Annotated in this window: 27 protein-coding genes; 14 read left to right on the plus strand and 13 right to left on the minus strand. The window is 72.0% G+C overall.

Translation table 11 applies throughout. The annotated features are described in order from the left end of the window. Window positions 1–77: 77 nt before the first annotated feature. Window positions 78–638, minus strand: coding sequence for a hypothetical protein (locus ABZV77_RS21525; RefSeq protein ID WP_356259095.1), 561 nt, complete (start codon window positions 636–638; stop codon window positions 78–80). Between the two features lie 143 nt (window positions 639–781). Here ABZV77_RS21525 and ABZV77_RS21530 point away from each other — a divergent pair, with 143 nt between their 5' ends. After that, window positions 782–1,174 carry a VOC family protein gene (locus ABZV77_RS21530; RefSeq protein WP_356259098.1) on the plus strand — a complete coding sequence of 131 codons (393 nt, stop codon included), beginning with the start codon at window positions 782–784 and terminating at the stop codon, window positions 1,172–1,174. 39 nt (window positions 1,175–1,213) lie between these two features. Here ABZV77_RS21530 and ABZV77_RS21535 read toward each other — a convergent pair whose 3' ends face one another. Next, window positions 1,214–1,675: a GNAT family N-acetyltransferase gene (locus ABZV77_RS21535; protein WP_356259101.1), complete on the minus strand. Its 462-nt coding sequence runs from the start codon at window positions 1,673–1,675 to the stop codon at window positions 1,214–1,216. Window positions 1,676–1,764: 89 nt separating this feature from the next. On the opposite strand from ABZV77_RS21535, the gene ABZV77_RS21540 reads away from it, so the two are divergent. Then, a complete protein-coding gene (locus ABZV77_RS21540) occupies window positions 1,765–2,355 on the plus strand; it encodes a DinB family protein (protein ID WP_356259103.1) in 591 nt (196 codons plus the stop codon). Here ABZV77_RS21540 and ABZV77_RS21545 read toward each other — a convergent pair. After that, window positions 2,352–2,876 carry an NUDIX domain-containing protein gene (locus tag ABZV77_RS21545; RefSeq protein ID WP_356259106.1) on the minus strand — a complete coding sequence of 175 codons (525 nt, stop codon included), beginning with the start codon at window positions 2,874–2,876 and terminating at the stop codon, window positions 2,352–2,354. The two genes, ABZV77_RS21540 and ABZV77_RS21545, sit on opposite strands and share 4 nt — an antisense overlap. Window positions 2,877–3,044: 168 nt before the next feature. Between ABZV77_RS21545 and ABZV77_RS21550 the strand changes: the two genes are divergently transcribed. After that, complete coding sequence (locus ABZV77_RS21550) at window positions 3,045–3,467, plus strand: hypothetical protein (protein WP_356260159.1); 423 nt, start codon at window positions 3,045–3,047, stop codon at window positions 3,465–3,467. Here ABZV77_RS21550 and ABZV77_RS21555 read toward each other — a convergent pair. After that, on the minus strand, window positions 3,464–4,303 hold the full coding sequence (locus ABZV77_RS21555; RefSeq protein ID WP_356259109.1) for a helix-turn-helix transcriptional regulator: 840 nt from the start codon (window positions 4,301–4,303) through the stop codon (window positions 3,464–3,466). The two genes, ABZV77_RS21550 and ABZV77_RS21555, sit on opposite strands and share 4 nt — an antisense overlap. Window positions 4,304–4,374: 71 nt before the next feature. Between ABZV77_RS21555 and ABZV77_RS21560 the strand changes: the two genes are divergently transcribed. The 4 genes from ABZV77_RS21560 (at window position 4,375) to ABZV77_RS21575 (ending at window position 6,898) form a co-directional block, all read left to right on the plus strand. Further along, window positions 4,375–4,680, plus strand: a complete 306-nt coding sequence (locus ABZV77_RS21560; RefSeq protein WP_356259111.1) for a 4a-hydroxytetrahydrobiopterin dehydratase — start codon at window positions 4,375–4,377, stop codon at window positions 4,678–4,680. A gap of 6 nt (window positions 4,681–4,686) precedes the next feature. Further along, the gene (locus ABZV77_RS21565; protein WP_356259114.1) at window positions 4,687–5,439 is read left to right on the plus strand and encodes a class I SAM-dependent methyltransferase; all 753 of its coding nucleotides are present in this window, start codon (window positions 4,687–4,689) and stop codon (window positions 5,437–5,439) included. Window positions 5,440–5,611: 172 nt separating this feature from the next. Further along, on the plus strand, window positions 5,612–6,445 hold the full coding sequence (locus tag ABZV77_RS21570; RefSeq protein WP_356259116.1) for a class I SAM-dependent methyltransferase: 834 nt from the start codon (window positions 5,612–5,614) through the stop codon (window positions 6,443–6,445). Between the two features lie 102 nt (window positions 6,446–6,547). Next, on the plus strand, window positions 6,548–6,898 hold the full coding sequence (locus ABZV77_RS21575) for a CU044_2847 family protein (RefSeq protein WP_356259119.1): 351 nt from the start codon (window positions 6,548–6,550) through the stop codon (window positions 6,896–6,898). Window positions 6,899–6,988: 90 nt separating this feature from the next. Here ABZV77_RS21575 and ABZV77_RS21580 read toward each other — a convergent pair whose 3' ends face one another. After that, window positions 6,989–7,861 (minus strand): aldo/keto reductase, encoded by an 873-nt coding sequence (locus ABZV77_RS21580; RefSeq protein ID WP_356259122.1) that lies wholly within the window; start codon window positions 7,859–7,861, stop codon window positions 6,989–6,991. A gap of 225 nt (window positions 7,862–8,086) precedes the next feature. Between ABZV77_RS21580 and pqqA the strand changes: the two genes are divergently transcribed. The 6 genes from pqqA (at window position 8,087) to ABZV77_RS21610 (ending at window position 12,548) form a co-directional block, all read left to right on the plus strand. After that, entirely contained in the window at window positions 8,087–8,233 is a 147-nt protein-coding gene (pqqA, locus tag ABZV77_RS21585; protein ID WP_356259125.1) for a pyrroloquinoline quinone precursor peptide PqqA, read from the plus strand. 10 nt (window positions 8,234–8,243) lie between these two features. Further along, the gene (locus tag ABZV77_RS21590) at window positions 8,244–9,254 is read left to right on the plus strand and encodes an MBL fold metallo-hydrolase (RefSeq protein WP_356259128.1); all 1,011 of its coding nucleotides are present in this window, start codon (window positions 8,244–8,246) and stop codon (window positions 9,252–9,254) included. 5 nt (window positions 9,255–9,259) lie between these two features. After that, window positions 9,260–9,979, plus strand: coding sequence for a pyrroloquinoline-quinone synthase PqqC (gene pqqC, locus ABZV77_RS21595; RefSeq protein ID WP_356260161.1), 720 nt, complete (start codon window positions 9,260–9,262; stop codon window positions 9,977–9,979). Further along, a complete protein-coding gene (gene pqqD / locus ABZV77_RS21600; RefSeq protein ID WP_356259131.1) occupies window positions 9,976–10,266 on the plus strand; it encodes a pyrroloquinoline quinone biosynthesis peptide chaperone PqqD in 291 nt (96 codons plus the stop codon). The genes pqqC and pqqD overlap by 4 nt, the downstream gene beginning before the upstream one ends. Further along, complete coding sequence (gene pqqE, locus ABZV77_RS21605; RefSeq protein WP_356259133.1) at window positions 10,263–11,411, plus strand: pyrroloquinoline quinone biosynthesis protein PqqE; 1,149 nt, start codon at window positions 10,263–10,265, stop codon at window positions 11,409–11,411. The genes pqqD and pqqE overlap by 4 nt, the downstream gene beginning before the upstream one ends. A 108-nt stretch (window positions 11,412–11,519) precedes the next feature. Next, complete coding sequence (locus ABZV77_RS21610) at window positions 11,520–12,548, plus strand: chitinase (protein ID WP_356259135.1); 1,029 nt, start codon at window positions 11,520–11,522, stop codon at window positions 12,546–12,548. Between the two features lie 15 nt (window positions 12,549–12,563). On the opposite strand, the gene ABZV77_RS21615 is transcribed toward ABZV77_RS21610, so the two are convergent. From ABZV77_RS21615 to ABZV77_RS21630, 4 genes are all read right to left on the minus strand, one after another. Next, window positions 12,564–13,355: an ABC transporter ATP-binding protein gene (locus ABZV77_RS21615; RefSeq protein ID WP_356259138.1), complete on the minus strand. Its 792-nt coding sequence runs from the start codon at window positions 13,353–13,355 to the stop codon at window positions 12,564–12,566. Beyond that, window positions 13,352–16,078: an ATP-binding cassette domain-containing protein gene (locus tag ABZV77_RS21620; RefSeq protein ID WP_356259141.1), complete on the minus strand. Its 2,727-nt coding sequence runs from the start codon at window positions 16,076–16,078 to the stop codon at window positions 13,352–13,354. Before ABZV77_RS21620 ends, ABZV77_RS21615 begins: the two co-directional genes overlap by 4 nt. 12 nt (window positions 16,079–16,090) lie before the next feature. Further along, window positions 16,091–17,359: an ABC transporter substrate-binding protein gene (locus ABZV77_RS21625; RefSeq protein ID WP_356259144.1), complete on the minus strand. Its 1,269-nt coding sequence runs from the start codon at window positions 17,357–17,359 to the stop codon at window positions 16,091–16,093. 134 nt (window positions 17,360–17,493) lie between these two features. Next, entirely contained in the window at window positions 17,494–19,293 is a 1,800-nt protein-coding gene (locus ABZV77_RS21630; protein WP_356260163.1) for an AMP-dependent synthetase/ligase, read from the minus strand. A gap of 453 nt (window positions 19,294–19,746) precedes the next feature. On the opposite strand from ABZV77_RS21630, the gene ABZV77_RS21635 reads away from it, so the two are divergent. Next, window positions 19,747–20,430, plus strand: a complete 684-nt coding sequence (locus tag ABZV77_RS21635; protein ID WP_356259146.1) for an alpha/beta fold hydrolase — start codon at window positions 19,747–19,749, stop codon at window positions 20,428–20,430. A 48-nt stretch (window positions 20,431–20,478) separates the two neighbouring features. Here ABZV77_RS21635 and ABZV77_RS21640 read toward each other — a convergent pair whose 3' ends face one another. From ABZV77_RS21640 to ABZV77_RS21655, 4 genes are all read right to left on the minus strand, one after another. Beyond that, window positions 20,479–23,220 (minus strand): fumarate reductase/succinate dehydrogenase flavoprotein subunit, encoded by a 2,742-nt coding sequence (locus ABZV77_RS21640; protein ID WP_356260166.1) that lies wholly within the window; start codon window positions 23,218–23,220, stop codon window positions 20,479–20,481. A gap of 72 nt (window positions 23,221–23,292) precedes the next feature. Next, window positions 23,293–24,048: an ABC transporter ATP-binding protein gene (locus ABZV77_RS21645; RefSeq protein ID WP_356259149.1), complete on the minus strand. Its 756-nt coding sequence runs from the start codon at window positions 24,046–24,048 to the stop codon at window positions 23,293–23,295. Beyond that, complete coding sequence (locus tag ABZV77_RS21650) at window positions 24,045–24,920, minus strand: ABC transporter permease (RefSeq protein ID WP_356259151.1); 876 nt, start codon at window positions 24,918–24,920, stop codon at window positions 24,045–24,047. Before ABZV77_RS21650 ends, ABZV77_RS21645 begins: the two co-directional genes overlap by 4 nt. Then, window positions 24,917–26,308 (minus strand): ABC transporter substrate-binding protein, encoded by a 1,392-nt coding sequence (locus ABZV77_RS21655; RefSeq protein WP_356259154.1) that lies wholly within the window; start codon window positions 26,306–26,308, stop codon window positions 24,917–24,919. The genes ABZV77_RS21650 and ABZV77_RS21655 overlap by 4 nt, the downstream gene beginning before the upstream one ends. Between the last annotated feature and the right edge of the window lie 23 nt (window positions 26,309–26,331).

Consider the following 26,331-nt stretch of genomic DNA (forward strand, 5'->3'; position numbering starts at 1 on the left):
CCCGCGCACCCGCCGAAATCGGCCGTACGGGTGCGCGATGGCTGGCGGACGCCCTTCGCACAGGCCGTCCGCCGTGATCACACCGCCCTGAGCCAGAGGGAGTCGGCACGGTCGTAGAAGGGGTAAAGACCGTTGGCGCCCGCCAGGGTGTCCCACGTCGGTGGCTCGAATGTCTTCTGCGCTCCGTCATAGGACGGGTTCTCGAAGAGCTGGACGCTGTTGCAGGTGCCGAAGGTACGGAACGAGGACACCCGGTTGTTGAAGGCGCCCATGTCGGGAACGCCGTATCCAGCGGCGTCGCACCCGCCGTCGCGGCCGCGGATCTCGTCGCTGTCCCCGTCGAAGTAATGGCCGTCCCAGTACTTCACCAGCAGCTCGCGGGGGGCCATCCGGCCCCGCAGCTGCGCCATGGACTCGCCTTCACGGGTGCACTGGCGCTCCACGACGCGCGAGGTGCGTTCCCCGGGCCCGAGCTTGTCCAGCACGGTGATGCAGTGCCGGGCACCCGCGGAGGCCCCTCCTTGTGACGCGGAGGTGGCACCGGCGGCTCCCGGTGGCACGGCCGCAAACACCGCGAGGCAGGCCAGCCCCGCCGACAGCAGGTTCTTGTTCTTGCGCAGGGTGGTTCGTACGGACATGACGTACTCCTTCGTGGGATGCCGGACAGCTGCCGCGCTGCCGCGCTGCCGGTTCCCAGCGTGGGGCGCGGGTGGCCCGTTGCCCAGCAGGTGCCTGTTGCCCATTCCTCCGGGAATCGGGAAACACCCGCTAAGGTGCGTCGATGTCAGCGATCAAGAAGTTCCAGGTCACCTTCGACTGCGCCGAACCAGAGCGTCTGGCCCGCTTCTGGTGCGAGGTGCTGGGGTACGTCGCACCGTCGCCTCCTCCCGAGGAGCAGGATTCCTGGTTCGCCTGCAGCGATCCTTCGGGCGTCGGCCCGCGCCTGTACTTCCAGCGCGTCCCCGAGGGCAAGACCGCCAAGAACCGCGTACATCTCGACGTCAGGGTCGGCACCGGTCTCGTCGGCGACGAGCGCCTCGCCACGCTCGAAGCGGAGTGCGCACGGCTGGTCGCGCTGGGGGCGACCCATGTGCAGACGCTGTACGCCGACGGGGAGAACGAGTCGTGCATCCCGATGCTGGACATCGAGGGCAACGAGTTCTGCATCGACTGACGGGGTGCCGTGCCCGGCTGACGGGGTGCCTGGCCCGGCTCAGGCCTCCCGGACACGGGCATGGAGATGCATGTCGTGTCGGCCGTCGTCGTGCACGGCGGCGCTGCGCTTGGTGCCTTCCAGGAGGTAGCCGGTCTTGGTGGCGACCCGGCAGGACGCGCTGTTGAGCGTCGAGTGGTCCAGGTGCAGACGGTGGAACCCGATCTCCTCCATGGCCCAGACCGTGAGCGATTCGACGGCGCAGGTCGCCACCCCTGCGCCGCGGGCCGGGGGGAGCACCCAGTACGCGACGTCGGCGACGCCGTCGTCGAGGTCCCAGCCGCGCATGGCCATCCGGCCGACGACTGCCCCGTCGTCCCGGACGACCGCCCAATGACCGGCCCTCTCGGCCGCCCAGTCCCGCCGGTAGGCACGGAACCACTCCAGGACGTGGGCCTCGGACGACGGGCGGCGTCGACAGATCGCGGACCATGGCCCATGGTCAACCGACTTCTCCTGCATCCGTCAAGACGATCCACGGCTCTGCCCGCCGTTGCGGACCGCGTAGGGGATCTTGAGGCCATCAGCGGCTCATGGCAGGCTCATGCCGCATGATCGACGAATTCGCGAAGGACAACCTGCACGGGAGACTGCGGCGGGACCGCCAAGCGCTGCTCTGGAAGCTCGACGGCTTGTCAGAGTACGACGCCCGCCGACCTTTGACGCCGACCGGGACCAACCTCCTCGGCCTGGTCAAGCACATGGCCACCGTCGAGGCCAGATACTTCGGCGAGGTCTTCGACCGCCCCTCCCCGGAAGCGCTGTGCCAGTGGCAGGACCACGTCGCCGCCGATCAGTGGGCGGCCGAGGACGAGACCCGCGATCAGATCATCGGGTTCTACCGGCGCACGTGGGAACACGCGGACGCGACGATCGACGCGCTTCCCCTCGACGGCCCCGGCTACGTGCCGTGGTGGCCGGAGCCCGGCCCCAACACGAACCTGTTCGCCATCCTGGTCCACGTCCTCGGCGAGGCCAACCGGCATGCCGGGCACGCCGACATCCTGCGCGAGAGCCTCGACGGACGGACCGGGGTGCGCGCCGAATACGAGGAGCAGATCGACGAGGAAGCCCGCGCGGCCCACTTCGCGAAGGTCGAGCAGGCGGCCAGGTCGGCCGCACGGCACGGGACGACCAGCTAGGTCGTACGACAAGTGACATACCGATCGAAGACCGCCTGGCTGTCAGGGGTGAAGGTCCACTGCCGCAGAGTCCGCCGCAGCTCGGACTCGGTCAGCCAGCCGTGCCAGGCCACCTCTCCCGGATCGGGGACGACGAGCTCCGGAAGCACGGCGTCGCACACCCCCATCCAATGAGGGCTGAGCCCGCTCCGGTTGAGGAACGTGAACCGGAGGCTCACGGTCGCCCGCACGCCCAGCTCCTCACCGAGCTCGCGGGCGGCCGCCTGCTCATAGGACTCGCCGACTCCCGCGGCGCCTCCGACCCCAAGTTCATAGTGCCCGGGGAAACGCGACAGGTGCTCGGCGCGCCGATGGACGAGAAAGCGGCCTCGCCCATCACGGCACACCACCGAGCCAACCCGGTGCAGCCACCCCTTCCGAACGGCCTCCCACCGACCGACCACCTCCAGCACACGGTCCTGAGCGTCGACGCGTTCCACGAGTTCATCCACGGCGCCCACGATCGCAGGCCCCACTGACATGTCAGGGAGCGCGGCATTACCCGGGACGTAATCGACCGCTTGGCGCAGCCCCGGCAGAGTGATGTCAACGGATCCGGTCCGGCGCACTCCGGACCGGATCCGGGACTCGCACCGTTCGCCGAAGCCGCTTGGAGGCAGATCGTCATGGCCACGTCCACGTCCACGTCCGTGTCCGCGTATCCGCTCACCGCACTGGCCCGCACCACCGACCCCAAGACGATGCTGCGCCGCTTCCTCGGTCTGGACGCGGTCGTGACCGCGGGCAACGGGGTGGCGTACGCCGCCGCCTCGGGGGCCCTGGGGGACTTCCTCGGGGTCGACTCCGGGCTGCTGCTCGGGCTCGGTGTCGGGCTCGTTCTGTACGCCGTGGGCGTCGGGTTCCTCGCCGCCCGCAAGAGTCCGCCCGCGCTCGCCGTGCAGGCGGTCGTCGAGGTGAACGTCGTCTGGGCGGTGCTCAGCGTCGTCGCGCTCGTCGCCTGGCTCTCGCCCAGTACGGCCGGAGCGGTGTGGATTCCGCTCCAGGCCGTGGTCGTCGGCGGCTTCGCCGTGGTGCAGTACGCGGCCCTGCGGGAGCTGAAGGCCCGCGGTTAGGAGACGTGCGTCTGGAGGTACTTCGACGTCGCCGGGTCGGCCGGGAGCAGTGTCTCGATGGCCAGCTCGGCGACCGTCACGTCCATCGGGGTGTTGAACGTCGAGATCGACGAGATGAAGGACAGCACGTGTCCGTCGTGTTCGAATCGCAGGGGCAGCGCGAAATAGGGGACCTCCGCGTCCGCCTCGAAGGCGTCCTCCCCGGGGTCCGCCACCGGGTACGCCGCCACCTCCTCGTACACCGCCCGCAGCGCGTCCGAGCGCTGCAGCGCGATCTGCCGCTCCATCTGGTGCAGCAGATGCCCCCGCCACTCCCGGAGATTGCGGATCCGGGGGGCCAGGCCCTCGGGGTGGAGCGTCAGCCGCATTGCGTTCAGGGGCTCCGTGAAGACGTGCTCGGGGATGCCGTCGAGCATCATCATGATGCCGCGGTTCGCCGCGATCACGTCGTACTTCGCGTCGACGACCAGGGCCGGGTAGGGCTCGTAACCGGCCAGGAGCTGTTCGAGGCCCTCGCGCAGCGTGCCCATGGCGGGGTCGTCCAGCGGGGTCTCGCGGAAGCGGGGCGCGTAACCGGCCGCCAGGAGCAGGGAGTTGCGGTCCCGCACCGGCACGTCGAGATGGTCGGCGAGGTGCAGCAGGAACTCCTCGCTCGGCCGTGACCTGCCCGTCTCGACGAAGCTGATGTGCCGTGCGGAGGAGTCGGCGCGCAGGGCCAGCTCCAGCTGGCTCACCCGGCGCCGCTCGCGCCAGCCCCGCAGCAGCGGCCCCACTCCGGTGGCGTTTGCGTTGGCCTTGCCTCTGGTGCTCGCCTTGGCGGGCTGGGCGGTTGTCATACGTAGACGGTAATCGAAACAATTTGTGGCAGGGTGAGCCGAAGACCGACTCTGTGTAAGGAGCGTGGCCCGTGACTCCCGAACCGCTCTCTCAGAAAGAGATCGAGGACCGTCTCGCCGAGCTGCCCGGCTGGTCCCTGGACGGCGACAAGCTCACCCGTTCCTACCGGCTCGCGTCGCACTTCGCCGCGACCGGCCTGGTCGTCCACATCGCGCGGACCCAGGAGGAGCTCGGCCACCACAGCGAGCTGACCCTCGGATACAACACCGTCACACTCGCCGTGAACACACACAGCGCGGGCGGCGCACTCACCGGCCTCGACTTCGAACTGGCCCACAAGGTGGCGCAGTTGGCCCCCTCGCACGGCGCGGAATGACGGTCGATGCTGGACTACGGCAAGGAAGCCGACCGGTACGACGCCTCGCGCGGCGGCGAGCCCCGCGCGGCCGCCGCCGCTGACGCGATCCTCGGCCTGGTCCCCGCCGCCGCGGCCACGCTCCTCGACGTCGCCTGCGGGACCGGCCTGGTCACCCGGTGCCTGACCGCGCGCCAAGGGCTGCGGGTGACCGGCATGGATGCCGCGCACCGCATGGCCCGGATGGCCGCGGACCGGGTGCCGGGCGCCGTCGTCCTCGGTGACAGCCGCCAACTCCCTTTTCCCGACGGCTCGTTCGACGCCGTGACCACCGTCTGGCTGCTGCATCTGCTGTCAGGACCCGAGGAGACGTCGGCGGTCGTCGCCGAGTGCGCGCGGGTGCTCAGGCCCGGCGGGGTGTACGTCACCACCGTGGACAAGGCCGCCTCGCACGACGTGCGCAGCGACATCGACGCCGTGCTCGCGCCGCGCCCGGTGCTGCCCGCGGCCGATCGGGTCGAGGCCGTCGACGCGTACGCCGCCGAGCACGGGCTCGTGCCGACGGGGCGGGCCCGGTTCCGCGGCCACGGGCAGGGCCGCTCGCCCCGCTCCACCGTCGACGACCTGCGGCGCGGCTGGTTCACCCAGATCGCGCCCGACGGGCCGCTGGCCGCGCGGCTCGCGGAGGAGCTCGCGGCCCTCCCGGACCAGGACGCCCCGCGGCCCGATCCGCGGTTCAGCCTGCGGGGGTACCGGAAGCCGGACCGTTTTTTGCGGTAGCGGCAATTTGATTCGCCGGAAACCGGAAATCGGGAGCAGGCTGGTTCCGTCCACATGGGTAGGCGGAACCGGAAGGCGGAACAGGGCTATGGGGCATCACCACGGGCACGGGCAGGGCCAGGGGCATGGGCAGGGCCAGGGGCACGGGCATGGGCATGGGCACGACGGAGACATGGACTGGTCCGCCATGGGCGCCATGCTGGAGCGCTACGCCCGTGTCGCCGCGCCGATGTACGCAGAGGTGGCCGCCTGGCTCGGCCGCTGGGTGCCGGAACCCGGCGTCGTCGTCGACGTCGGCAGCGGTCCGGGCGCCGTCTCCTTCTCGCTGGCCGAGTCGTTCCCCAAGGCGCGGATCGTCGCCGCGGACCCCGAGGAGGCCCTTCTGGAGCGCGCCCGGGACCGGGCGGCGCAGGAAGGCCTGACCGACCGGTTCGACACGGTGCGCGCGGCACTGCCCGACGACATCGCGGACGTGCCCGAGGCGGACCTCCTCTGGCTGTGCAGGTCGCTGCACCACGTCGGTGACCAGGGAGCCGCCCTCTCGGCCCTCGCCGACCGACTGGCCCCCGGTGGCGCCGTCGCCCTCCTGGAGGGTGGCCTGAGCGCCCGCTACCTGCCGCGCGACATCGGCTTCGGCCGCCCCGGCCTGCTGTCCCGCCTGGAGGCGGCCGACGAGGAGTGGTTCGCCGGGATGCGTGACGGGCTCGACGGCTCGAAGAGCGCCACGGAGGACTGGCCCGCCCTGCTCGCGGGCGCCGGTCTGCGCCACGTGGCCACCCGCAGCTTCCTCCTCGACCTGCCCGCGCCGCTCTCGGAGGACGCCCGCGCCCATGTGGTCACGGAGTTCACCCGCCGCCGCGAGATGCAGGCGGAACGCCTCGCCCCGGACGACGTCGCCACCTTCGACCGTCTCCTGGACCCGGCCGACCCGCAGAGCCTGCACCGGCGCCCCGACCTGTTCCTGCTGACGGCGCAGACCGTGTACGTGGCGGTCAAGGACGCGTAGGGATGATGTTCCGTCAACTCGACTTGGTGGCAAGTCGGGTTGACGTACGTTCGGGGGAGCGTGGGGCCGCCGGGCCCGGCCGGTCGAGCGAGGGGGACGCCCGTGAACGAGCTGGTGCGGTGGGAGTCGGACGAGGGGCCCGTCGTCGTCGAGGTGGACTCCAGGGACCCCGGCTTCAGATCGGTGTCGCGGCGCGGCGAGGCGGGCGGCATCCACGAGGTCGAGGGCCGCTTCGAGTCGGCGTTGAACAATGTGCGCGGCGCCGCGATGTCGGCGCTGCGGACCTTCCGTGACCGGGCGCTTGACCCCGAGACGATCGAGCTCGAGTTCGGCGTCAAGCTCAGCGCGGAGGCGGGAGCGGTGATCGCCAAGACGGCGACGGAGGGGCATCTGACGGTCAAGCTGACGTGGTCGCGGCAGGAAGAAGTGCAGGGCGACGAGCGGCGGCCGTGAGCGGCCATGAAACGGGCGAGCCGCCTCCGCCGACCTCGAAGGGTCGGGGGAGGCGGCTCACCGGCCTGACGCGGTCTCGCGGGGCGAGGCTCAGTTCACGTCGAAGGTCGCCGGGTCGGGACCGATCCGCCGGTCCTCGTTCAGCGCCGAGATCGCCGCCATGTCCTCGGGGTCGAGCTCGAAGCCGAAGACGTCGATGTTCTCCTTGATCCGCGACGGCGTCACGGACTTCGGGATCACGATGTTGCCCAGCTGGATGTGCCAGCGCAGGACGATCTGCGCGGGGGAGCGGCCGTGCTTCTGGGCGATGGCGATCAGCGCCGGGACCTCCAGGAGGCCCCTGCCCGAGCCGAGCGGCGACCACGCCTCCGTGGCGATGCCCTGCTCGGCGTGGAGCTCGCGCGAGGCGTGCTGCTGCAGATGGGGGTGCAGCTCGATCTGGTTGACGGCCGGGACGATCGACGTCTCGCCGAGCAGCCGCGCCAGGTGGTCGGGCAGGAAGTTCGAGACGCCGATGGACTTCGCGCGGCCGTCGGCGTGGATCTTCTCGAGGGCCTTGTACGTGTCGACGTAGGCATCCTTGGAGGGCACGGGCCAGTGGATCAGGTACAGATCCACATAGTCGAGGCCCAGCTTCTCCAGCGAGGTGTCGAAGCCGCGCAGGGTCGCGTCGTAGCCCTGGTCGCTGTTCCAGAGCTTCGTCGTGACGAACAGGTCCGCACGGGCGACGCCGGAAGAGGCGATCGCCCTGCCCGTGCCTTCTTCGTTGCCGTAGAGGGCAGCGGTGTCGATGCTGCGGTACCCGGCCTCCAGCGCCGTCGCGACGGCCGTCTGGGCCTCGTCGTCCGGAACCTGCCAGACACCGAAACCGAGCTGGGGCATCTCGACGCCGTTGTTGAGGATGATCGGGGGAACCTTGCTCACGAGCTCTCGGTCCTTAAGTCGTCGGGTGTCTATGCCCATGGTCAACGATCAGTGGCCGTGCTGCATTCCTGAATGGCCGGATTTCGGAGCGGTGTGGACGCGGGATCGGTCCGGACCATTGACGGTGTCCCGTCATGCCGGGACTCTATTGCACGTCACTGAACCCGGAACACCTATGTGAACACTACAAGCGCATGGGTTGCCCCGTGTCCCTGTGATTTGTTCCTGAAACCCCACCTCTTCAGGAAAGGCGGCGCCACGCACATGCACGGGCACAGCACCGATCAGGAGAAGGCCCCCCGCGAAGTGGCGCGCCGCGCCGACGACAGCGCCACGGGCTGGCAGACCCCCGAGTACGCGATCGTCGACACCGCGCTCGAAGTCACCGCCTACCGTCTCGCCGACCGGTAGACGCGTCGTCATGCTGCTGCAGGTGCTCGGCACCGCCGCGGGCGGCGGGCTGCCCCAGTGGAACTGCGCGTGCCCCGGGTGCACCGGCGCACGCGCCCACCCGGAGCGCCGCCGTCGGCACGCCGCGCTCGCCGTCCACGCGGGTGGGGGCGACTGGTACCTGGTCAACGCCACGCCCGACATCGGCGACCAGATCGAGGCCACCCCCGCGCTGCACCCCGGCGCGGGCCCGGACATGCGCCGCACCCCCGTCGCCGGGGTCGTCCTCACCGACGCCGAGCTCGACCACACCCTCGGCCTCGCGAGACTGCGCGAGGCCCGCGACGGCGTCGAGGTCCTGGCGACGGCTCCCGTGCGCGACGCCGTACGCGAAGGGCTGCGCCTCGACACGGTCCTGGAGCCCTATACACGGGTGCGGTGGCGGGAGCTGCCCCTCGGCCGCGGCGCGCCGCTGACCGACGGATCGGGAATCCACGCCGCCGCCGTACCGGTTTCGGCCAAGCGGCCGCGGTATGCCGTGGGGGTCGGTCACGGCGCCGGTGTCGTTGCGGGGGTCGGTCACGGTGCCCGTGCCGTCGCGGGCGTCGGTCGCTACGCGGATGCCGCCCCCGCACCTGCCCATGCCCCCGCCCCCGACCCCGACACCTGGTCCATCGCCCTCCACCTGACCGAACCCGCCACCGGTCGCACGCTCCTCTACGCCCCCTCCCTCGCCGTCTGGAGCGACGCCTTCGACGAGGCCGCCCGTGTCGCGGACTGCGTCATCGTCGACGGCACGTTCTGGGACGACGACGAGCCCGTGCGCGCCGGGTTCTCCACCCGTACCGCCACCGGCATGGGGCACCGCCCGATCGCGGGCCCCACCGGCACCGCGCACCGCCTGGCGCACCTGCCGGGCCGCGTCCTCTACACCCACCTCAACAACACCAACCCCCTCAACGACCCCCACGCCGAGCAGCACAAACTGCTCGCGGAGTGGGGCATCGAGGTCGCCGCCGACGGGATGGTGATCGAGCTGTGACCGCCATGACGTCCAGCGCCCCGGCGACGGCGCCGCCCTGGACCCCGGAGGAGCTCACCGACCGGCTGCGTGCCGTCTCCGCCGCGCGCTACCACGACCGGCACCCCTTCAACGTGCGCATGCACGAGGGCGACCTCACCCCAGAGGAGGTGCGCCGCTGGATCGCCAACCGGTTCCACTACCAGCGGCACATCCCCGTCAAGGACGCCCTGGTCCTCGCCAAGTTCGACGACCCCGCGCTGCGGCGCGGCTGGCTGCGCAGGATCCGCGACCACGACGGGGAACGGGACGGCGAGGGCGGCATCGAGCGCTGGCTGCGGCTCGGCGAGGCGGCCGGGCTCGGCAGGGGGCAACTCCTCGACTCCGCGCAGGTGTTGCCCGGCGTGCGGCTCGCCGTCGACGGATACGTCAACTTCTGCAGGCTCAGCCCCGCACTCGACGCCGTCGCCGCCTCCCTCACCGAACTCTCCGCGCCCGACCTGATGCGGACCAGGATCGCCGCCTTCGAGAAGCACTACCCGTGGATCGACGCCGCGGGGCTCGACTACTTCCGCACCCGCGTCGGGCAGGGCGGCCGCGACGGCAGGGAAGCGCTCGGCCTCGTCCTGACCTGGGCCCGCACCCGCGAGGAGCAGGAACGGGCCGTCGCCGCCCTCGCGTTCAAGTGCGACGTCCTGTGGTCGCTGCTCGACGCCGTCGACCGGGGGCCCGGAGGTATCGGATGACTACTGGTGATGTCGTACGTGAGACAGTGCGCGACGCATGGCGGCCCGCGCTGGTCCGCTCCGTGGTGCTCCGGCACGACCGGGTGCGCGACGTCGACCTGCTGGTGCTGCCCGAGCGCGTCGTCGTCCTGCGGGGGGCCGCGGGGAGCATCGTGGGCCTGTGCGACGGCGCGCGCGATGTCGAGGGCATCGTCGCCGAGCTGTCGGAGCGGCACCCGGACGCGCCCGTAGCCGAGGAAGTCCCCTGCTTTCTCGCGCAGTTGCGGGCGGAGGGGTGGCTTCGATGACGGCAGCCCGGCAACCCGACCCGCCCTGGGCGCTCCTCGCCGAACTCACCCACGGCTGCCCCCTGCGCTGCGTCTACTGCTCCAACCCAATCGAACTGACAGCACGGAACGCGGAGTTGACCTCAGACGAATGGGGGCGCGTGCTGCGGCAGGCCGCCGACCTCGGTGTCGTGCAGACCCATCTGTCCGGCGGCGAGCCCCTGCTGCGCCGCGACCTCCCCGAGATCGTGGCGGCCGCCGACGCCGTCGGCATCCACACGCAGCTCGTGACCAGCGGAGTCGGCCTGCACGGCGAGCGTCTCGACCGGCTCGTGGCCGCCGGGCTCCGCAGTGTCCAGCTGTCCGTGCAGCACGCCGACCCCGCCGAAGCGCAACTCATCGCCGGAGCGCGCGCGTTCACGGCCAAGGAGCGTGCCGCGCGGCTCGTCGGGCGGGCCGGGCTGCCGCTCGGGCTCAACGCCGTCCTGCACCGCGCCAACCTCGACGCGCTCGACTCCCTCGTGGAGCTGGGCCTGGTCTGGGGCGCCGACCGCGTCGAGCTGGCCAACACCCAGTTCTACGGGTGGGCGCTGCGCAATCGTGACGCCCTGCTGCCGGACCGCGCCCAGGTGGCGCGGGCCCGTGAGCGGGTGGAGGTCTGGCGGGAGCGGCTCGCCGGGCGCATGGAGCTGGTGTGGGTCGCGCCCGACTACGTCGATGGCACCGCGAAGCCCTGCATGGGCGGCTGGGGCGCCCTCTCGCTGACCGTCGCCCCCGACGGCACGGTGCTGCCCTGCCCGGCATCCGCCGAGCTCCTCGGCCCGGCCGCGCCGAACGTCAAGGACCATGAACTGGCATGGATCTGGCGGGAGTCGGACGCCTTCAACCGCTACCGCGGCGAGGCTTGGATGAGTGATCCCTGCCGCGGCTGCGAGCTGCGCACCGTCGACTTCGGGGGCTGCCGCTGCCAGGCGTACGCGCTGACCGGCGACGCCGCCCGCACGGACCCCGCCTGCCACCGCTCGCCCGACCACGCGGCCGTCCGGGCCCTGGTCGACGGGGCGGCCGACCCCGCGAAGGCCCTGGCCCACTCCACGTACCGCACGCACACCGGCGCGGATCCGGCGTCCCCGGCCCGCACCAGGATCCAGGCCCACTCCCAGTAGTTCCCCGCCCCCGCAAGGGCCTTGAGGCCCTTGCGCCCATCGACTGTCAGGAAAGCTTCCTGACATTGCGGATGTCATGGCAGATGACATCGCAGAGAGGATCCCCCGATGTCGAACACGTCCCCCCAGTCCCGTCGCAGAATCACCGTCGCCCTGGCCGCCGCGGGCGCGCTGACCGGCTCCGCGGCGCTGACCCTGGCCGCCGAGCCGTCCGCGCAGGCCTCGCCCGCCCCCGCCGCGCAGGCGTCCGGCACCATTCACGCGGCCCCCTACGAGTACCTCGGCTGGGGCAACCCGCAGAAGCCCACCGACGTGATGGCCGCGACCGGCGTCAAGTGGTTCACGCTGGCCTTCATCCTGTCCGACGGCGGGTGCAACCCGGCCTGGGACGGCAACCGCCCGCTGAAGGGCGGCTCCGACGAGACCGCCATCAAGTCCATACGCGGCGCAGGCGGCGACATAGTCGTCTCCGTCGGCGGCTGGAGCGGCGCCAAGCTGGGCGAGAAGTGCGGGAGCGCCACCGCGCTCGCCGGTGCGTACCAAAAGGTCATCGACGCCTACAAGTTGAAGGCCTTCGACATCGACATCGAGGACACCGAGTTCAGCAATCCCACGGTGCGGCAGCGCGTCGTGGACGCCCTGAAGATCGTCAAGTCGAAGAACCCGGGCATCGTCACCTACGTGACCATGGGCACCACCCCGAGCGGCCCCGACGCCACCGGCAAGGACCTCATCAAGCGCGGCGCCGCCGCCGGGCTCGCCAACGACGCCTGGGTGATCATGCCGTTCGACTTCGGCGGGCACAGCGGCACCATGGGCGACGCGTCCGTCAGCGCCATGGAGGGCCTCAAGAACGCGGTCAAGAGTGCCTACGGCTACAGCGACGCCGACGCGTACAAGCACACCGGGATCTCCTCCATGAACGGCAAGACCGACGTGGCGGGCGAGACGGTGACCACGGCCGACTTCAAGAAGATCCTCGCGTACGCCCAGCAGCGCCACATCGCGCGCTTCGCCTTCTGGGCCGTCAACCGCGACCGCGACTGCGGCTCCGGGGGCAGCGCGGGGGACTCCTGCAGCGGCATCGGCCAGTCCCCGTACGACTTCACCAAGATCGTCGCCCAGTACGGGGGGTGAGGCGTCCGGCGGCGGTCAGGGCGAGCCGCTCGCCGGAGTTCCCAGATAGGCGTCCCGCACCTTCGGGTCGGCGCGCACCTCGGCCGGTGTCCCGTGGGCCAGGACCCTGCCGAGGTCGAGGACGACCACGCGGGCGCAGAGCTCCATCACGAAGGCGACGTTGTGCTCGACGAGGAGCACCGCGCAGCCCTCGTCGTCCGCGAGGTGACGGACGACGGCCGCCAGTTGCTGTCGTTCGTCGGCCGTCATCCCGGAAGCGGGCTCGTCCAGGAGCAGCACCCCGGGCGGGTCCGCGACCGCGCGCGCCAGCTCCACCATGCGGGCCTGCCCGACCGGCAGCGCGCCCGCGTACTGCCCGGCCAGCGCGTCGAGGCCGCACGAACGCAGCACCGAAGCGGCCCGTTCGCGCCGTCCGGCCTCGTGCGCGCGCCGGGTCGGCGCGGCCAGCAGATCCGCGGCGAAGCCGCCGCCACCGCCCCGCCACTCCTGCGCGACGACGAGATTGTCGGCGACGGTGAGCTGGCCGAAGAGCTGCTGCCGCTGGAAGGTGCGCCGCATCCCGTGCCGGGCGCGCCACACGGGGGAGCGGCGCGTGACGTCCCGCCCGTCGAGCAGCACGCGCCCCCGGTCGGGCCCGCGGATGCCGGACAGGACGTCGAACAGGGTCGTCTTTCCGGCGCCGTTGGGGCCGATGAGCCCGCAGACCTCGCCGCGGCGGACACCGAGCCCCACCCCGTCGAGGGCACGGATCCCGCCGAAGCGCACGTCGATGCCCTCGGCCTCCAGGACGTGGTCCCGCTTCCTCATGGCTGCGTCACGCCCTTCGTGGTCGTCGGCCGTCCGTCGCCGGCGGCCATGCCCAGGTACGCCTCCGTGAGCCGGTCCGCCCGCACCTGCGAGCGCGGACCGCACCAGGAGACGCGGCCCTGCGCCAGATACGCCACCGTGTCCGCGACCCCGAGGATCTCGGCGGCCTTCTCCTCGACGAGCAGCAACCCGGCGCCCGCGTCCCGGAGTTCGACAAGGAGACGGAACACGTCGTCGACGATGCGCGGGGCAAGGCCGAGCGACGGCTCGTCCGCGATCAGTACCTTCGGCGGGCGCTGCAACAGCGGGGCGAGAGCGAGGAGTTGCTGCTCGCCGCCGGAGAGGGAGCCCGCGGGGACCTTGCGCCGCGCCGCGAGTCCCGCGAACCGCTCGTACACGGCGTCGCGTTCGTCCCGGTCCCGCAGGTACAGGGCGAGGTTCTCGTCGATGGTGAGCGAGGGGAAGATGCCGCGGCCCTCGGGGGCGAGGACGACGCCCGCACGGGAGCGGCGGGCGGCGCCTTCGCGGGTGGCGTCGCGCCCGGCGACGTACACCTGGCCCTGCGTGGGTGTGAGGAGCCCGGCCGCGGCGAGGCAAGTGGTGGATTTTCCGGCGCCGTTGGGTCCGAGCAGAGCGACGATCTCGCCGGGGTGGACGGTGAGGTCCACTCCGTGGAGCACGGGGGCGCCGTCGTAGCCTGCGTGAAGCCCGCGGAGGACGAGGGCGGGGGGTGCCTTTCCTTCCGGCGGCCGAGGCGTGGGCTCACCCTCGGGCTCAGGAGGCGATGAGCGGGTCACCACCGGGACCACCGCTCCCCGCGTCCGCCTCCGGTGCATCCGCACCGACACCGCCGCGCAGTACCCGTCCGGGTCGTTGGCCAGCGCAAGACCTGCAAGACCGAAGAGGATGACCGGGAGGTGCACGGACTCGGTGACGTAGTCCGCCACCAGGTGCGGCACGATCGCGAAGACCAGCCCCGCCACCACCGCGAACTGCGGCCTGCGCACGCCCGCCGCGACCGCGACCGCCAGCCAGATCAGCCCCGTCATCGCGGTGAAGTCGGTCGCGGTGATGCGGGTGTTGAAGGACGCGTACATCACGCCGCCGAACCCCGCGAGCCCCGCCGAGAGCGTGAAGAGCAGCAGCTTCGTGCGGACCACCGAGACGCCGGACGCCATCGCCGCCGCCGGGGCGGACCGCACCGCCAGCATGGCCCGCCCCGACGGCGAGTTCCGCAGCGCGCCGAGCGAGGCCACGGCCGCCGTGACGAGGACGACCATCGCGACGCCCATGGCACGGTCGTCCGAGAGGTCGACGGGGCCGAGGACGGGGCGGGGGATCTCCCAGCCCGTGTCGCCGTTGCGCAGCCACCCCATCTGGAAGAGCACTTGGTCGGCGAGGAAGGCGAGCGCCAGCGTGGCGAGGGCCAGGGAGCGCCCGCCGAGCCGCAGCGCGGGCAGCGCCACGAGCGCGCCGAGGGCTGCCGCCGCGCACGTGCCCACCAGCGCGGCCCCGGCGAACGGCCAGCCGTGGCTCATCAGGAGCCCGGCGACCAGCGCGGCGCCCGTGACGAAGGTGGCCTGCGCGAGCGACACCATCGCGCCGAGCCCCGTCACCACGGTGAAGGAGATGAAGACCAGCGAGATCGCGAGCCCCTGCGCGAGGATGCCGCTCCAGAAGGGAGTGGTGACCGTGTAGAAGGAGAGGGCGAGGGCGAGCGCGGCCACCGCCCACGGCCCCCACCGGTGGACCCACGGCCGTCCGGCGAGGTAGTCGACGGGCGGCGCGTCCACCGCCGCCGTGCCCGTGGTGCGCTGCCGCCGGGTGAGCAGGAGCAGCCCGGCGAACAGGATCAGGAAGGGCACGGCCGTACGGAAGCCGGTGATCTTCTCGGCGAAGTCGGCGTAGCCCGCGACGAGGTTCTGCAGCACGCCGAGTCCGAGCCCGCCCGCGAAGGCCAGCGGGATCGACAGGAAGCGGCCGAGCACGGCGGCCGTCGCGGAGACGAAGAGGAACAGGGTGAAGTCGTGCGAGGAGAGCCCCAGAAGGGGTGTCGCAAGCACGCCCGCAAGGCCCGCGAGACCGGACGACAGCATCCACGCCACCGACGACAGCCGGTCCGCGCTCATGCCGCGCAGCTCCACGAGGGCACGGTTGTCGACCGCGGCGCGCAGCCTGAGGCCGAGCGGCGTGTGGCGCATCAGGATCCACAGGCCGACGGCCACGACCGCCGTGGCCACCCACGTGATCAGCTGGTCGGAGTCGATGCCGACGCCGTCCATGAGCTGCCAGCTGCGGGCCGGGCTCGGTCCCACGCCCGGCAGCCCGAACTGGTTCTCCGCGGGTTTCACGGGGGCGCCCGCGTCCTCGAGCAGCTCCACCACCCACAGGCCGAGCGCGGGCAGCGCGACGAGCAGCCCGATCGTCGCGACGATCTGCGCGGTCTCGCCGACCCGCGCCAGTTTGCGGAACATCAGCCGGTCCAGGCCCCAGCCGAGGGCGGGTGCCACGACCAGGACGAGGAGCAGCGCCGTCGGCACGGCGGGCCAGCCGAAGCCGGAGTGCAGTTCGTGGAAGGTGAGTGCGCAGAGGTAGGCGGTCGCGCCGTGGGCGAAGTTGAAGAGGCCCGAAGCGGAGTAGGACAGGACGAGGCCCGTGGCGAGCAGCGCGTACAGGGCGCCCGAGACGAGGCCGCTCAGCACGAATCCGAGGAGGTCCGACATGGCGGCCCGCCCCTACTTGAAGGGGATCGGTTCGTAGCACTTGAAGGGCGACGACACCGCGTACTTCCCGTTCTTGAGCTGGACGAGGGCGCCGCAGCCGAACGACTCCTTCTGCCCCTCGCGCAGCCTGCGGTCGCCGACCATGGTGCCGGTGTCGGAGTAGCCGTCCGCCGCCTTCTGGAAGGAGTCGACGGTGAGGTCCTTGCCCGCCTTCTCGGCGAGGGCGAGGAAGAGGTCGGCGGACATGTAGCCGGTCATCATGTGCATGTTGAGCGGCACGTCCTTGCCCGCCGCCTTCGCGATGTCCTTCTTGAACTGCCGCATGTCCGCGGTGTTCTGCTCGAACGGCTGGAAGGACAGGAGCACGTGCACGCCGTCCAGGGCCTGCTTCGTGGCGCTCTTGGCGAGCAGGCCGGGGTCGTAGTCGGTGGGGTCGGTGATGATGCCCTTGAACCCTGCTCGCTTGACGGCCGTGAACAGGCCGATGTTGTACGGGGTCTGCATGACGGAGACGACGGCGTCCGGCGCCTTGCCGCCGTCGGAACGCAGGATTTCCTTGGTGTACGCCGACCAGTCGCTCGGCACGGAGGTGGCGGGGACGGTCGGCTTGGCGTACGTCACCTTGTACCCGGCGGCCGTGAAGGACTGCTTGTAGGTGCGGATGGCGAAGGTGCCCGCGTCGTTGTCGTTGGCGAGGATCGCCACGGACTTGCCCTTGGCGCCGCCCATCACCTTCTTGAGCCCCTCGGGCCAGCTCTGCGTGATCGTGCCGCCGGGCATCGGCACCATGCAGCCGCCGAAGCCGTACATATAGCTCGGGCCGCAGAAGGGCGGGATGGTGCCCCAGCCGAACGTGGGCACCTGCTGCTTCTGCAGGAAGTCCGCTCCGGAGAAGGTGACCGAGCTCATCGGCGAGATCGCGAAGACCTTCTCCTGCTGGACCAGTTTGCGGGCCGCGGCGAGGTTCTTCCCCGGGTCCTGCCCGTCGTCCTCGGCGCCCAGGTAGTCGATCTTCCGGCCGTGCACGCCGCCCTCCGCGTTGGCGCGCTCGAAGCGGGCCTTCGCACCGAGGTCGGTGTCCTTCTTGCTGTATCCGCTGGCGGTCGTCATGGAGACGATCCCGCCGACCTTGATGGAGTCGTCGGTCACTCCGCGCACGGAGCTGCCGCCCCCGGCGCCGCCCGAGCCGCCCGAACCCCCGCTGTCGGAGGCGGAGTTGCAGGCGGTGGCGAGCAGCAGGGCCGCAGCGGCGGCGGTGATGGTGCGGATCGATCGCGACACGGTCGAGCCCCCTGAAGTCGAAGTGGGGCTGATTCTGTGCGTGACCTGATGAACCGTCAATAAGTGTCGCGACGGTATTTGATGGTCCGTCAGAAACCCTTGCCGTGACCGGCCGAGGGGTGATGGGGCCCTGCCTAGCTGCGGTACAGCGCCTCGACCTCCGCCGAGTACACCGTTTCGATCGCCTTCCGCTTCAGCTTCAGCGACGGCGTCAGCAGGCCGTGCTCCTCGGTGAACTGGTGCGCCAGTATGCGGAACGTACGGATCGATTCGGCCTGTGAGACCAGGGTGTTGGCGGCGACCACGGCCCGCCGCACCTCGGTCTCCAGATCCGGGTCGCGCACCAGGTCGCCGGGGGGCAGCAGCGGCTTGCGGCGCATGGTCAGCCAGTGCTCCACGGCCTCCGAGTCCAGGGTGACGAGCGCGGCGATGTAGGGGCGGTCGTTGCCGACGAGGATGCACTGGGCGACCAGGGGGTGGTCCCGCACCCGCTCCTCCAGCTGGGCGGGCGAGACGCTCTTGCCGCCGGACGTCACCAGGATCTCCTTCTTGCGCCCGGTGATCGTCAGATAGCCGTCCTCGTCGAGCGCGCCGATGTCACCGGTGGCGAGCCAGCCGTCGTGCAGGGTCGCGTCGGTGGCCTTGGGGTTGTTGAGATAGCCCTGGAACACGTTGCCGCCGTGCAGCCAGATCTCGCCGTCCTCCGCGATGTGCACGGTGGTGCCGGGGATGGCCTGGCCGACCGTGCCGTAGCGGGTGCGCTCGGGCGGGTTGGCGGTCGCCGCCGCCGTCGACTCGGTGAGTCCGTACCCCTCGTAGATCGTCACTCCGGCGCCCGCGAAGAACAGCCCGAGCCGCCGGTCCATGCCGGAGCCGCCCGACATCGCGTGCCGCACGCGGCCGCCCATCGCCTCGCGCACCTTGGAGTAGACGAGCTTGTCGAAGAGCTGGTGCTGCATGCGCAGCCCGGCCGAGGGCCCGGGGCCCGTGCCGAAGGCCCTGGCCTCCATCGCGTCGGCGTATCGCACGGCGCACTCGACGGCCTTGTCGAACGCGCCCGCCTTGCCGTCCTTCTCCGCCTTGCGCCGCGCCGCGTTGAAGACCTTCTCGAAGATGTACGGCACGGCCAGGATGAACGTGGGCCGGAACGCCGCGAGGTCGGGCAGCAGCGCCGCCGCGTTGAGGTTCGGCTGGTGGCCCATCTTGACCCGGCCGCGCACCGCGGCGATCTGCACCATGCGGCCGAAGACGTGGGCGAGGGGCAGGAAGAGCAGCGTGGTCGCCTCGTCGCCGCGCTTGGAGTGGAAGACCGGCTCCCAGCGTCCGACCATCACATCCGACTCGAACATGAAGTTCTCGTGCGAGATGAGGCAGCCCTTCGGCCGCCCCGTGGTGCCCGACGTGTAGATGATCGTGGCGATCGAGTCGGGGGTGACCGCGCGGCGGTGGCGGTGCACCACGTCGTCGTCGATGTCGCGCCCCGCGGCGTTCAGCTCCTCCACGGCGTCGGCGTCGAGCTGCCAGAGCCTGCGCAGCTGCGGCAGCCGGTCGACGACGGAGCCGATCGTCATCGCGTGGTCCTCGTGCTCGACCATCGCGGCCGACACCTGCGCGTCGTGCAGCATCCACAGGACCTGCTCGGCCGATGAGGTCGGATAGATCGGCACGACCTGCGCGCCGATGGCCCACAGGGAGAAGTCGAAGAGCGTCCACTCGTACCGGGTGCGGCACATGATGGCGACGCGGTCGCCGAACCGGACGCCCTGGGCGATCAGGCCCTTGGCGAGGGCGAGCACCTCGTCACGGAACTCGGCCGAGGTGACGTCGTGCCACTGCCCGTCGGTCTTGCGGCCGAACGCGATGCGCAGCGGGTCCTCGAGGGCATGGTCGAACACGGCGTCGGCAAGGCCGCCCACCAGCGGCACCGACGCCATCGGAGGATTCGTGAACTCGCGCAATGATGCTCCTTGTGGCGCTCCGCACAGCGCCGTGACCGTACCCCAAGGCGCGCGCGTGCGGGAGGGGGTCCAGGGGCGGGCGGCGTGCACTATCAGCACAGGTCAGCCAGTCAAAATACGGCCACAAGGGGAAGGGTCGGACAACTTACTTACGCTGGAGTAAGTTTCGGTGGCGTAATCTCCACGGAATCTGTACGCGGTATGCAGAGTGTCGGCGCCGGACCGCCGCCCCCGACCGTCCGCACCCCACGGCCGGGCGTCGAGCGCCCCTCCGCGCCACCCCGTGGGTGGGGTCGGTGGGGAACTTGTATAGGTCTTCTGACGTTGTACTTCGCATTCCACTATGTGGGCAGGTCCGGGGTGTTTGAGGGGGTTTCGCCGCCACGACGCTGAACGAGCCGCCGCGCCGCCGAAGGAGCCTCCGTGTCCATGTCCGCCGACCCGCCCCGCTCGCCCCTGGTCCTGCCCCGCGCCCCCGAGACCCCCCGGGCCGTCGTCCTCCTCCTGCACGGAGGCCGCGAGCACGGCACGTCGACGCCCCCTCCGTGGAACCTGCCGAGCCTGCGGATGCGGCCCTTCGCCCGCGCCATCAGGAGGGCCTACGGGGCACGGGACGTCGCGGTGGGACGGGTCCGCTACCGCTGCCGCGGCTGGAACGGCGAGCGGGCGGACGCCGCCAGGGACGCCCGCCGCGCGCTCGACGAGCTGGCCCCGCGCATCGGGGACGCGCCCGTCGTCCTGGTCGGCCACTCGATGGGCGCCCGGGCCGCCCTGAGCGCAGCGGGCCACCCCTCGGTCCTGGCCGTGGTGGGCCTCGCCCCGTGGTGCCCGACGGGGGAGCCGGTGGCCCAGCTGCGCGGCCGCGGTGTCGTCCTGCTGCACGGCGACCGGGACGGGACGACCGACCCCGCCCAGTCCGTGGACTACGTGGCACGGGCGGCGGCAGCCGGGGCGACCGCGGGCCTGGTCCCGATGAGCGGCAGCGGCCACGCGATGCTGCGCAACGCACCCGCCTGGCACGCCCTCACCACGGCAACGGTGGGCGGCCTCCTGGACCTGGGCCCGCTCCCCGACGCGGTGACACGGAGCCTGGACACGCGTCCGGCGGTGTAGCGCGCGGCTGCCGGGGGCGGTCCCGGGTCCCGTTCCGGTCGGCTCCCGTCAGGCCGTCGACCCGGTTGCGTACGCCCGGGTCGCGTAGGCGCGGATGTCCGCGTCGGGGTCCTTCGTCGCGGTGGCGAGGGCCGCTCGGGCCCCGGGGGCGGTGGCGTGGTCGAGGAGGGAGAGGACGGCGGCCTTGCGGACGTCCGCCTCGGGGTCGGCCGACGCCTTGGCGAGGGCGGGGACCGCCGGGCCCGGCGGCGCCGCTCGCAGGGCGGCCGCGGCCCCGGCCCTGACCTGCCAGGCGGGGTCGCCGAGCGCCGCCACGGCCCGTCCGGCATAGGGCGGCGGGCAGCCCGTGACCGCGAGCGCCGTCAGGGCGGCCGCCCTGACCAGCGGATCGGAGTCGTCGAGGAGGGGTGCGAGCCGCGACGGCGACGGATCGCGCACCGCCGCGAGAGCGCGGGCCACCGCGACCCTGACCTCGCGGGCCGGGTCGTCCACGGCGGCCGCGAGGTCGTCGGCCGCGTCCACCGACACCAGCGCCCGGACGGCGTGGATGCGGACGTCGATGTCGGTGTCGGCCAGCGCGGCGGCGTACAGCGGGGCGTCCCCGAGCCGCAGCGCCCGCAGGACGTCCACCGCGGCACCCCGCACGGCCGGGTCCGCCACACCGAGCGCCGCCCGCAGACCGGACCCCAACTCCGGCTCTGCCGGCAGTACTTCGACCAGCTCACGCAGGGCACCCGCCGAGGCCGCCCGGACCTGAGGGGCGGTGTCCTGGAGCGCCGCGGCGAGCGCGGGCCCCGCACCCGCGGGCACCGTCTCGGCGAGAACCGCGACGGCCGCCGCCCGCACCGATGGTGCGGTATCCGTGAGGTAGGGGGAGAGGGCGTCCAGGTCGGGGGATTCCTCGGCGAGGGCGAGGAGGGTCAGGAGGGCGGGGTCGGCCGCCGGGGCGCCGGGCGCCGCGGCGGGAGGTACGGCCGCGGCCCGTCCCGACGGCTCGGCGGGCGCCGTCGGGCGTGCGGCAGGCGCGGCGTTCCGCGGCCCCGCCGTCGCCACCGGCACCAGGGCGACCTCGCCGAGGTCCCGCTCCGCCCCGGCCACCGGATCGAACTCCGGCACCGGCACCACGTACGGCTCGACCGGCCGGGCCCTGAACTCCATCGCCCCCGAAGGGGACTTGTACACGTCGAGGTGGTGCAGCCAGCCCGCGTCGTCACGCTCCGGATGGTCGAGACGCTCGTGGTAGAGGCCCCAGCGGGACTCGGTCCTCGCCAGCGAGGAGCGCGCCGCCATCTCCGCGCAGTCCCGGATGAACGACACCTCCGCGCACCGCATCAGCTCATGGGCGGTGCGCGCCCCCATCCCGGCGATCTCGCCCGTCATCCGCTCGAACGCCTCGACGGCCAGGGAGAGTTTCGCCCCGGACTTCGGAGGCGCCACGTAGTCGTTCACGAACCGGCGCAGCTTGTACTCGACCTGAGGCTGCGGCGGGCCGTCGGGATGACGCAGCGGCCGGTAGACGAGCTCGTGCGCCGCGGCGAGCTGATCGCCGGGCAACTCACCTTCGTACGCCTGGTATTGAGAGGCGTCCGCACCGGCCAGGTCGCCGAAGACGAACGCGCCGATCATGTAGTTGTGCGGCACGCAGGCCAGGTCACCGGCCGCGTACAGGCGGGGCACGGTGGTGCGCGCCTGCGCGTCGACCCGCACCCCGGACGCCGAGTGCCCGCCGCACAGACCGATCTCCGAGATGTGCATCTCGACGTCGTGCGTGCGGTAGTCGTGGCCGCGGCCCTCGTGGAAGGCGGCGCGCGTGGGCCGCTCCGTCGAGTGCAGGATCGACTCGACGGTGCTGATGGTCTCCTCCGGCAGATGGCTGAGCTTCAGGTACACCGGGGCCCGGTCGGAGGCGAGTTCGGCCGCGAACTCGGCCATCATCTGCCCCGACCAGTAGTCCGACTCCACGAAGCGTTCGCCGTGCCGGTTGACCTGATAGCCGCCGAAGGGGTTGGCGACGTACGCGCACGCCGGACCGTTGTAGTCCTTGATGAGCGGATTGACCTGGAAGCACTCGATCCCGGTGAGCGCGGCCCCCGCGTGGTACGCCATCGCGTAGCCGTCGCCCGCGTTCGTCGGGTTCTCGTACGTCCCGTAGAGGTAGCCGGACGCGGGCAGGCCGAGACGCCCGCAGGCGCCGGTGGCGAGGATCACCGCGCCCGCCCGTACGGTCACGAACTCGCCGGTGCGGGTGTTGAACCCCGCCGCGCCCACCGCACGCCCCGCCACCGTGAGCACCCGCACCGGCATCACCCGGTTCTCGATGCGGATCCGCTCCCGCATCTCGCGGCGCCGCAGCTGCCGGTAGAGGACCTTCTTCACGTCCTTGCCCTCGGGCATCGGCAGCACGTACGAACCGGAGCGGTGCACCTGGCGGACCGCGTACTCGCCGTGCTCGTCCTTCTCGAACTTCACTCCGTACGACTCCAGGCGCTGGACCATGGCGAAGCCGCGGGTGGCGGTCTGCCGGACCGTGGACTGGTCGACGATGCCGTCGTTGGCGCGGGTGATCTCCGCGACGTAGTCGTCTGGCTCGGCACGACCGGGGATGACCGCGTTGTTGACGCCGTCCATGCCCATCGCGAGGGCGCCGGAGTGCCGCACGTGTGCCTTCTCCATGAGCAGCACGTCCGCGCCGTGTTCGGCGGCGGTCAGCGCGGCCATGGTGCCCGCGGTGCCGCCGCCGATGACGAGGACGTCGCAGGAGAGTTCGGTCGCGTCGGCGAGGTCGGGGATGGCCAGGGGGGTGTCCACGGGTGCGCCTTTCACGGAGCTGCGGGGTACGGGGAGGTGGGGGTGGTGCGAGGGTCAGAGGGAGGCCAGTACGCGGCGGCGGAGTTCGGCGGTGCCGGGTGCGTTGCGTGCGTCCCGCTGCCGGGGGTGCGGGACGGCCAGGAGCTCGCCGGAGGAGAGCAGGGCGATCCGGTCGCCGAGGTGCAGCGCCTCGTCCACGTCGTGGGTGACGAAGACGACGGTCGCGCCGGTGCCGCGCAGGATCTCCACGAGCAGGTCCTGCATCCCGGCGCGGGTGTGCGGGTCGAGCGCGCCGAACGGCTCGTCCATGAGGACCGCGCGGGGCCGCGCGGCAAGGGCGCGGGCCAGCTGCACACGCTGGCGCTGCCCGCCGGAGAGCTGACGCGGCAGCTTCCGGGCGTGCCCGGCGAGACCGACCCGCGCCAGCCAGTCGTCGGCGGCCCGTCGCCGTTCGGCCCTCGGCACCCGGCGGATGGCGAGGGGGAGTTCGACGTTGGCGCGGACGCTGCGCCACGGCAGCAGGGCGTCCTCCTGGAAGACGAGGGCCCGGTCCGCGGCGGGTCCGACGACGGGCACCCCGTCCTGGGTGACGTGCCCGCCCAGCGGGGGCAGCAGCCCGGCGAGGGTGCGCAGCAGCGTGGACTTGCCGCAGCCGGACGGGCCGAGCACGGCGACGAGTTCGCCCGGCGCGATCCGCAGCCGCACGGTGCCGGGCAGCGCCTGGCCCTCGCGGTGGCCCAGCCGCACGTCGTCCAGGGCGAGTTCGGCGCCCTGCCGGGGGAGGGTGCCCACGGGCGGTACGGGGCTCATGCGACGGGCTCCTTGTCGAGGGCAGGGGCGGGAGCGGGGGACGGGGCGGCGGCCGGGGGAGCGGCGGCACGGTGGGCGCGGCGGGCCGCGCGGGCCGGGATCCGCTCGGGCGGGCGGGGCAGCCAGGCGGTGGCGCGGCGGCCGAGGAACTCCACCGCCGTGGAGGTGAGCCAGCCCAGGGCGCCGATGGTGGCCATGCCGACGAAGACGCCGGGATAGTCGACCACCGTGTACTCCTGCCAGGTGCGGTAGCCGACCCCGTACTCGCCGGAGATCATCTCCGCGGAGATCACACAGATCCATCCGACGCCGATGCCCACGGAGAGCCCGCCGAAGATGCCGGGCAGCGCGCCGGGCAGCACCACCGAGAACAGCACCCGCAGCCGTCCGCCGCCCATGGTGAGCACGGCCTCCTCCCACACCGGCGCGAGCGCGCGCACCGCATGCCGGGTCGAGACCAGGACCGGGAAGAACGCCGCGGTGAAGGTGATGAAGACGATGCCCTGTTCGTTGGTGGGCAGGAGCAGGATCGCCACGGGGACGAGGGCGATCGCCGGGACCGGCCGGGCCACCTCCACCAGCGGACCGAGCAGGTCGGCCGCCCACCGCGAGCGGGCGACCGCCGTGCCCGCCGCCACCCCGAGGACCGCCGCGAGCACGAAGCCGATCACGATGCGGCGCAGGCTGTGGACGAGGTCCTGCCAGTAAGGGGCGGTGCCGAGCCGGTCGCCGAAGGCGGCCGCCACCTCCCCGACCGTGGGGAACTGGCCGAAGCGCAGCCACAGTTCGACGTCCAGGGTGGTCAGGAGCTGCCAGAGGCCGAGGGCCGCGGCGAGCGAGGCCACCCGGACCAGTCGGCGGGTGATGCTCATGACGCCAGCTCCACGGCGTCCGCGTAGCCCACGACGCGGGCGCCCGGGTGCTGTCCGACGTACGTCTTCGCATGGCTCGGGGTGACGAAGGCCCGCAGGTCGGAACCGTCGGCGACCCACACCGCCCGGTCGGCGAACCAGAGGGTGCCGGTCAGCGCGTCCGGCACGTACGCGGCCCGCACCTCGGAGCTCTTCGCCGACGCGGCGGCCTTGAGGAGGGCCTTCGGGCTGTCGAAGGTACGGGTCGTGTCGCGCCCCTTCAGCCACAGCTCGGACTTGGCGGTACCCGCCTTCGAATGAGTGTCCGTCTTCGGATAGGCGGGCGCCTGAGCGGCACGCTTCAGCGGGGCCCGGTCGACGAAGGCGTCCACGTCCACGTCGCCCACCAGGTCCGCGTTCTTGAGGATCGGCACGTCCTTCTTCAGCGCGGCGATCAACTCCGGGCGCAGCGCCGGGTCGAACGTCGCGATGCCGTGGGCGCCGTTGTAGAGGTAGACCGCCTCGGCGGGCAGCCCGGTCTCCTCGGCCACCGACTCGGCCGCGGCGACCGGCCGCTCGCGCAGGTAGTCGGTGGCACGCCGCTGCGCCGCGAGGAAGTCGTCGAGGACTCCGGCGCGCTCCTCGGCGAACTCCTCCCGGACGGTGACGCCGTGGAAGGTCGGCAGGTTCAGGTCGGCACCGTCGTAGAGGGCCTTCGCCTTGCCCTGGAATGCCAACTGTCCTGGCCAGGCGACGAATTGGGACAGTGCGTCGACGCTGCCCGCGGTCAGGGCGGACGCCCCCACACTGGGCTGCTGGTTGAGCTTGCGGATGCCCTGCTCCGGGTCGATGCCCGCCTTGTCCAAGGCGCGGATCAGGGTGCCGTCGGCGGCCGATCCGATACTGGTGGACACCTTCTTGCCCCGCAGGTCGGCCAGTGACCGCAGGTCCGAACCGGGCTTGGTGACCACGGTGTTGAGGCCGCCGCGCAGGTTGTAGCCGGTGACCGAGACGAGCCGCGTCGGCTGCCGCAGCTGCTTGCCCCGGGCCGCGTTGATCAGCAGCGGGAAGTCGCCCATCGACCCGATATCGATCTTCCCCGTGGTCATCTGGGCGGTGATCGGCGCACCCGTGGCGTAGTCCTGCCACTTCACCTTGTAGGTCTTGCCGTCCTTCTTGCCGCGGGCCGCGAGCTCCTCCTCGAAGTAGCCGAGGGAGCGCAGCAGCGTGCCCGCGGTGGCGGTGTTGATGGTCTTCGACTGGTAGCCGACGGTCACCGTCACGGTCCTGGAGTCCTCGGCCCCCGCCGCGCCGCCGCACGCCGTGGCCAGGGGCAGCAGCAGGGCGAGCGGCAGCAGCCGGGCGAGTGGGGCGAGTGGGACGAGCGGGACGACGGATTTGCCTGTCATGCCTGTCATGGAAGCCGGGCCTT

The organism is Streptomyces sp. NPDC004732, from assembly GCF_040609235.1.
Lineage (GTDB): Bacteria > Actinomycetota > Actinomycetes > Streptomycetales > Streptomycetaceae > Streptomyces.

Coding starts and splice junctions, on each gene's coding strand:
- ABZV77_RS21545 (WP_356259106.1), bottom strand. CDS start 2,876: ATGTCAGTGGGGCCTGCGATCGTGGGCGCCGTGGATGAACTCGTGGAA.
- pqqC (WP_356260161.1), top strand. CDS start 9,260: ATGACGTCCAGCGCCCCGGCGACGGCGCCGCCCTGGACCCCGGAGGAG.
- ABZV77_RS21590 (WP_356259128.1), top strand. CDS start 8,244: ATGCTGCTGCAGGTGCTCGGCACCGCCGCGGGCGGCGGGCTGCCCCAG.
- ABZV77_RS21535 (WP_356259101.1), bottom strand. CDS start 1,675: ATGCAGGAGAAGTCGGTTGACCATGGGCCATGGTCCGCGATCTGTCGA.
- ABZV77_RS21630 (WP_356260163.1), bottom strand. CDS start 19,293: ATGGCGTCGGTGCCGCTGGTGGGCGGCCTTGCCGACGCCGTGTTCGAC.
- ABZV77_RS21610 (WP_356259135.1), top strand. CDS start 11,520: ATGTCGAACACGTCCCCCCAGTCCCGTCGCAGAATCACCGTCGCCCTG.
- ABZV77_RS21525 (WP_356259095.1), bottom strand. CDS start 638: ATGTCCGTACGAACCACCCTGCGCAAGAACAAGAACCTGCTGTCGGCG.
- ABZV77_RS21620 (WP_356259141.1), bottom strand. CDS start 16,078: ATGTCGGACCTCCTCGGATTCGTGCTGAGCGGCCTCGTCTCGGGCGCC.
- ABZV77_RS21555 (WP_356259109.1), bottom strand. CDS start 4,303: ATGACAACCGCCCAGCCCGCCAAGGCGAGCACCAGAGGCAAGGCCAAC.
- pqqD (WP_356259131.1), top strand. CDS start 9,976: ATGACTACTGGTGATGTCGTACGTGAGACAGTGCGCGACGCATGGCGG.
- ABZV77_RS21650 (WP_356259151.1), bottom strand. CDS start 24,920: ATGAGCATCACCCGCCGACTGGTCCGGGTGGCCTCGCTCGCCGCGGCC.
- pqqE (WP_356259133.1), top strand. CDS start 10,263: ATGACGGCAGCCCGGCAACCCGACCCGCCCTGGGCGCTCCTCGCCGAA.
- ABZV77_RS21540 (WP_356259103.1), top strand. CDS start 1,765: ATGATCGACGAATTCGCGAAGGACAACCTGCACGGGAGACTGCGGCGG.
- ABZV77_RS21655 (WP_356259154.1), bottom strand. CDS start 26,308: ATGACAGGCAAATCCGTCGTCCCGCTCGTCCCACTCGCCCCACTCGCC.
- ABZV77_RS21645 (WP_356259149.1), bottom strand. CDS start 24,048: ATGAGCCCCGTACCGCCCGTGGGCACCCTCCCCCGGCAGGGCGCCGAA.
- ABZV77_RS21580 (WP_356259122.1), bottom strand. CDS start 7,861: ATGGGCATAGACACCCGACGACTTAAGGACCGAGAGCTCGTGAGCAAG.
- pqqA (WP_356259125.1), top strand. CDS start 8,087: ATGCACGGGCACAGCACCGATCAGGAGAAGGCCCCCCGCGAAGTGGCG.
- ABZV77_RS21570 (WP_356259116.1), top strand. CDS start 5,612: ATGGACTGGTCCGCCATGGGCGCCATGCTGGAGCGCTACGCCCGTGTC.
- ABZV77_RS21635 (WP_356259146.1), top strand. CDS start 19,747: ATGTCCGCCGACCCGCCCCGCTCGCCCCTGGTCCTGCCCCGCGCCCCC.
- ABZV77_RS21565 (WP_356259114.1), top strand. CDS start 4,687: ATGCTGGACTACGGCAAGGAAGCCGACCGGTACGACGCCTCGCGCGGC.
- ABZV77_RS21615 (WP_356259138.1), bottom strand. CDS start 13,355: ATGAGGAAGCGGGACCACGTCCTGGAGGCCGAGGGCATCGACGTGCGC.
- ABZV77_RS21530 (WP_356259098.1), top strand. CDS start 782: ATGTCAGCGATCAAGAAGTTCCAGGTCACCTTCGACTGCGCCGAACCA.